The sequence below is a fragment of the Verrucomicrobiota bacterium genome, from assembly GCA_016871495.1.
Taxonomy (GTDB): domain Bacteria; phylum Verrucomicrobiota; class Verrucomicrobiia; order Limisphaerales; family VHDF01; genus VHDF01.
The window spans coordinates 1-5691 of sequence record VHDF01000153.1; the positions used below are offsets into that span (position 1 = coordinate 1).

General features: G+C 57.1%; 4 protein-coding genes. 1 reads left to right on the top strand and 3 read right to left on the bottom strand.

Annotation, left to right across the window (positions count from 1 at the left end; translation table 11 throughout):
• The first annotated feature begins 111 nt into the window (after positions 1 to 111).
• Positions 112 to 1020: a hypothetical protein gene (locus FJ404_19090; protein MBM3824958.1), complete on the top strand. Its 909-nt coding sequence runs from the start codon at positions 112 to 114 to the stop codon at positions 1018 to 1020.
• A 225-nt stretch (positions 1021 to 1245) separates the two neighbouring features.
• Here the strand turns inward: FJ404_19090 and FJ404_19095 are convergent, their stop codons facing one another.
• The 3 genes from FJ404_19095 to FJ404_19105 form a co-directional block, all read right to left on the bottom strand.
• The gene (locus FJ404_19095; GenBank protein MBM3824959.1) at positions 1246 to 2196 is read right to left on the bottom strand and encodes a hypothetical protein; all 951 of its coding nucleotides are present in this window, start codon (positions 2194 to 2196) and stop codon (positions 1246 to 1248) included.
• A gap of 168 nt (positions 2197 to 2364) precedes the next feature.
• The gene (locus tag FJ404_19100; GenBank protein ID MBM3824960.1) at positions 2365 to 5169 is read right to left on the bottom strand and encodes a DUF1553 domain-containing protein; all 2805 of its coding nucleotides are present in this window, start codon (positions 5167 to 5169) and stop codon (positions 2365 to 2367) included.
• A partial coding sequence (locus FJ404_19105; protein ID MBM3824961.1) for a DUF1501 domain-containing protein occupies positions 5166 to 5691 on the bottom strand: 526 nt, incomplete at its 5' end. The genes FJ404_19105 and FJ404_19100, both read right to left, overlap by 4 nt.

The following is a 5691-nucleotide window of genomic DNA, read 5'->3' on the forward strand; positions in this document are numbered from 1 at the left end:
GCGAGCTGGCATGCGAAATAAATACATGACATATATAACATTGCAAGAGAACAATTCACATCTGATGCGTCCTGAAGCGGTTTTTTTGAATCGCTACCGAATTACCCGTGGATCAGGGTTGAACGTACGATTGAAATCAAAGCTCCTCCCGAGCGAGTGTTCGAGGCACTGGCCGACTATCGGACTTGGACTACCTGGTCTCCCTGGTTGATCGCCGAGCCAGAAGCGAAAGTCACCGTTTCCAGCAATCCTTCCTCGATCGGTTCGAGTTATACTTGGGCCGGTCAAGTGACCGGTGAAGGAAGAATTGAGCACAAGAAACTGGAACCCAATTGCTTGATCGAAGACGATCTGAATTTTCTCAAACCGTTCAAGTCCTATGCAAAAGTTGTCTTTCGACTGAACCCCTTCCATGACGGAACGAAAGTCAGTTGGTCGATGGATAGCAGCCTGCCATGGTTCATGTTCTGGATGGTCGGCATGATGAAGACCTTCATCGGGATGGACTATATGCGCGGTTTGGCGATGCTCAAAGAATGGATCGAAACCCGATCGATCACCTCCAAATCCATCGTCCACGGGATCGTGCAAGTCGGCCCGGTTCAGATGGCTGGAATCGCCTCATCGTGTGCGGTCGATCAAGTCGGGCAATCGATGGAGAAGGCTTTTGGTGCGGCTCAAGCCGAATTCAAACGGCTGGGTATCGCGATGGATGGAGAGATGATTTCAGTCTATACCGAGTTCCGTATCAGGGAGGGAGTTTTTGAGTATATCAGCGGATACATGATTCCAGCGAGCACTCGGATCCCAGCCGATTCGCAACTGAAGGTTTGGTCTCGGCCATCGGGTAAGGCGTTTCGCGTCGAGCATGCCGGCAGTTACCGGCATCTTGGAAATGGTTGGAGCGTGGCCAATCAAATCGCCCGATCTAAAAAACTGAAACAAGACCGGTCAGGAACCTATGAAATGTATCGTACGGTTCCGCCGACCCCAGAAGTTGAACTGGTGATCGATATCTAATTACCGTTGAAATAGGGTCGCATCTCAATCGTTGGCAAGTGAGCGAGGGTCGATGGGAGATGGACTCTGGTGAGACCGTTGCGAATCAACCTGGCGTGGGTGTGGTATCACGTCATAAACCGTGGCCACCGGCGAGGGACATCCTATCGGACGGACACCGTTCTCCTAATTTGCCAAACCACCCCGAGACATAGATCGTATTTTCTATCATGGCTTAGCCTGCGTTCATTCGGATTTGATTTTCTCCATCATCGCTTCACTTAACTCCATCGCCGCCATGCAATTCACATCCCACGTGCTTTCGCAGGCAGCGCCGAAATACAAAGTTGGCTTTACATTTTTTCCAAGGAGGAGAAACGGCGTGACGTGGCCGAACCGGTCGAAGTCAGCACTTTTCTCCGCCAGCGTTCCGGCCTGTTTCCAAGCCAATCCATCCTTGCTGGTGGCAAATTTCGTTCCCGCCCAGGATTCGAAAACCATCACATAGCCTTGGCCAAAACGCACTACATGCAATGCCGTGGCATCCTCGAAGATCGGCTCCGCTTTGCGTTCCCACTTCAGCCCATCATTCGATTCCGCATAGCCAACAAATTTTCGCGCAGAAGCAGACTTCGGAACATTCTGCGCCGGAGCATTGAGCGGCAATTCCTTGCACCCATCATACCACATTTTAAAAACGCCCTTTTCGTAAAGCACGGAGGGACGCCCAACCAACAAAGAATCCCAACCCGGTTTCAGGCTCGCGGGGAAGACGACACCTTTCTTTTCCCAATGCAGCCCATCCTGCGAAACAGCCAGCGCGATTTCATCAATCACATCCACCATCGCCACCGTGTAAAACATCCACCATCGGCCTTTCACGCGCACCAGCGAAGGATCGTTGACGTGATTGGCGGCAGGTTCTTCCAGCGCCACACCGAGTTGTTTCCACGTCTTGCCATCGGCGGATTGCGCGAGATGAATGCGGTCATGCCCATCCTTCCCCTGTCCGCCGAACCACATCCAATACTTGCCGCTGTGGAAATGAACGTCGGGCGCATAAACATTGCCTTTGCCGTGAACGCCGCTTTGTGTTTCGCGCTGGCCGGAAAACAAAAAATCGCCGTCGGCTTTTGCGAAGATAGACGAAAGCGTGAGAATGAAAAGACTCGTAGCAGCCGACGTGAGGAGGTTCATTATATTGATAGGAAATTGCTTTTTGACGCTCCGCGCGGAAAGCGTTAGGATGTCATGCGTCGGCTTCGATTCCGAACAGAGGGCATCCTGGGGGAGTTCGAACTCAGGCAACCGCGCAAGCGGCAACCGGAATTAGCGTCAGGATCAGGATGAGCGTGCGAATTGTATTCAGGGCAGGAACATGAATTCATTGCTGGCGAGCAACGCGTGCGACAACTGTTCCCAGCGGTTCAATTGGTCCGCGGTTGTGGGCTCAACGGGAGCCCGGAGAAATTCAAGTGCCAGCGAGGTTTCCTCCGCGGCTGGAGGTCGCCCATATGCCAGTCGCCATCCGAGTTGGAGCCGGTCGTGATCATTCGCGGCCGCCTTTTCGAGACGCTTGGCGAACTCACGACTCATCTCGAAGCTGAACGGGCTGTTGAGCACAAACAATTGTTGCTGGGGCACGGTCGTGACATTGCGCTGGTCGCTCGTCACATTTGGCTCCGGAAAATCGAAGAGCATCAGCGTGGTGTTCGGAGCGTAACGACTGACCACGGTGTAAAGCGTGCGCCTGCGTCCTGCGGGAGTATCGGCTTCGATCCCATTCATCCGCGTGAAGAAATCGAACCCCGCGACCTCTTTGAGGCCCGGTGTTTTTTGATCGATGGATGGCCCACCAAGCTGGGGATCGAGTCTGCCCGAGACGCTGAGCAAAGCATCACGCCATGCCTCGATGTCGAGGCGGCGCGGCGTCATGCGCCAGAGGTATTCGTTGCCGGGATCCGTGGCGATGTTACTCGCGTCCTGGGCGCTGCTGAGTTGGTAGGTGGACGAGAGCATGATTTCGCGATGCAACCATTTGACGGACCAGCCGGCTTCCACGAATTGCACGGCCAGCGTATCGAGGAGTTCCGGGTGCGTGGGCGGGCTGCCGAGCTTTCCAAAATTGCTCAGCGTGGAAACGATGCCCCGGCCGAAGTGATAGTGCCAGACACGATTCACGAAGACGCGGGCAGTCAGCGGATTTGTGGGACGGGCAATGGCATCGGCGAGATCAAGCCGCGTGAAGGCTTTGGCTTCGGGCTGGTCGTTCGACCTGCTTAAGGCTCGCAGGAATCCCGGAGGCGCTGGTTCGCCGGGTTTCTCGGGATTGCCACGCACGAAAACCTGCATGGGTTGGCCGCCGCCTTTGATGCTCGGCATGACCGGTCCCGAGGGCGGAGGGTTTTTCGAGAGCGCGTCCAACTCGGTTTGCAGTGCGGCCAACTGCTTTTTCTGATCCTCGTTGAGCAAACCCGCCCGGTCATTTTCAGCGACAAAGAACGGCGCCTTGGCGCCCTTCCAGAGAACCTTGAGAAGTGCGTCATGGTCTGGTGGAAGGGGCACTGGCTTTTGCGATGGGTCCGCGGGGGGTTGCTCGCTCGCGGTGAGCGCGGTCACGGCTGTGAGGACCTTGTTCTTCAAGGCCTCGGCTTGCTGCCGCAACGCGTCGGAGGGGGTGACGATTGCGAGGTCTTTTGACTGTTTGGCGGCCTCGCGAAGCGGCTTGAGAGTTGGCTCATCATTGGCTTCATCGAGGACCTTGACCCAGCGATTCAGGAAGTAGAGTTCCAACCCTTGCTGCTTCGCAAATGCCGCGTCGTCCAAGGGCAGCTTATGCTGCCTTAAGACCGACATTTTACAGGCGGCGACCACGTAGGCATCGGTTTTCGGCAAAGCTTCGCGGCCAAGTTGCCGCGCCTGATCTTCCGACCACTTTTTCAAGCCTGCCTTCTTTTGCTCCACCTGCTCTCCCCATTTCTTGTGCGCTTCGACGATCTCAGGTGCCGCCAGCATCCGGCTGGGCCACTCCGCGCCGTTGTAGGCCGCGGCCAGGGAGTAATAGTCGCGGGTCGGAATCGGATCGAACTTGTGATCGTGGCACCGGGCGCAGGAGACCGTCAGGCCCAGGATCCCCCGCGACAGTGTGTCCACCCGATCCTCCAACTCATCGGCCTTGGCCTTGGCCTCTCCGGCTGCTCCTTTTCGGAATTGTGGGCCGAGCCCTTGAAAGCCGAGTCCTGCCAGCCGCGCGACGTAGTCGCTGGCCGGGCCGGGAATTTCATCGCCTGCGATCTGCAAACGCACGAATTCGTCGTAAGGCACGTCGCGATTGAACGCATTCACGACCCAGTCGCGATACAAGTAAGCCGCCGGTGTCGGAGTCAGGAACGAATTGCCCTGATCGTCGGCGTAGCGCGCCACATCCAGCCAGAAGCGACCCCAGCGTTCGCCATAATGCGGCGAAGCCAGCAACCGGTTGATGAGCTTCTCGTAGGCGCCTGGCTCGGTATCCCGTTCAAACGCATCGCACTCTTCGGGTGTCGGCGGCAGCCCGATCAGGTCGAAGGTCGCGCGCCGGATCAACTCTCGCTTGGTCGCTGGCCGGACAGGACGGAGCGTCCGCTTTTCGAGTGCGGCCAGGACGAAAAAATCGAGCGGCCTTCTGGGCCAACTGCTGTCGACGACGCTGGGTGCCTCGTGTTTCGTCGGGGATTGAAATGCCCACTGCTTGCGCTCGGCATCAAAGTCGATCACGCGCGGGGTCGCCCCCGTCGCTGTGCCCTCGCGCGGATTCGGTGCACCCATCGCTACCCACTTTTCCAAAATGGCCACCTCCTCGCCCGACAGGCGCTGCTTCGGCGGCATTTGCAGATTTTCATCCGTATATCGGACGGACTTGATCATCCGACTCTCCTCCGGTTTCCCCGGCTTGATGATCGGACCTGCCTCGCCGCCTTTTGCGACGCCAGCGCGGGTGTCGAGCCGCAGAGCGCCTTTTAGCTTTCCCGCTTTGGCGGCCTCCTCGCTGTGGCACTTGTAACATTGGCTCGCGAGAAGAGGGCGGACTTTGGATTCGAAGAACTCGATGCCGCTCGCTTCCTCAGCGCGCAGCGGGACGGCGAGGCCAATGGCGACCAGGCAAGCTAAAAATATGGAGGCCAGCCTCACGCGATGATGTCCCTCACAACCTCGCCGTGGACGTCCGTGAGACGATAATCGCGCCCACTGTAGCGATAGGTCAGTTTTTCGTGATCCAGTCCCATCAGATGAAGCATCGTCGCGTGCAGGTCATGCACGTGCACGCGATTCTCCATCGCTTTGAAGCCGAACTCATCCGTGGATCCGTAAGTCATGCCTCCCTTCACGCCGCCTCCAGCCATCCAGACGGTGAAGCCGTGATGGTTATGGTCCCGGCCATCGTCGCCTTGTGAGGTCGGCGTCCTTCCAAACTCTCCGCCCCACAAGACCAGCGTGTCTTCCAGCAAGCCTCGCTGTTTCAAATCTCCGAGCAACGCCGCGATCGGCTGATCCACAACCGCGGCGTGATTGCGATGCGACTCGCTGTTCTTGGTGTGGTGATCCCAAGGCTGGCTCTTGCCACAATAAATCTGAACGACACGCACACCTCTTTCCACGAGGCGACGCGCCAGCAGGCAGTTGCGCGCATAGGTCGAACGCTTGAATCCACCA

Excerpts from the sequence above, each read along its gene's own strand:
- FJ404_19095 (MBM3824959.1), bottom strand. The coding sequence starts at position 2,196 with ATGAACCTCCTCACGTCGGCTGCTACGAGTCTTTTCATTCTCACGCTT.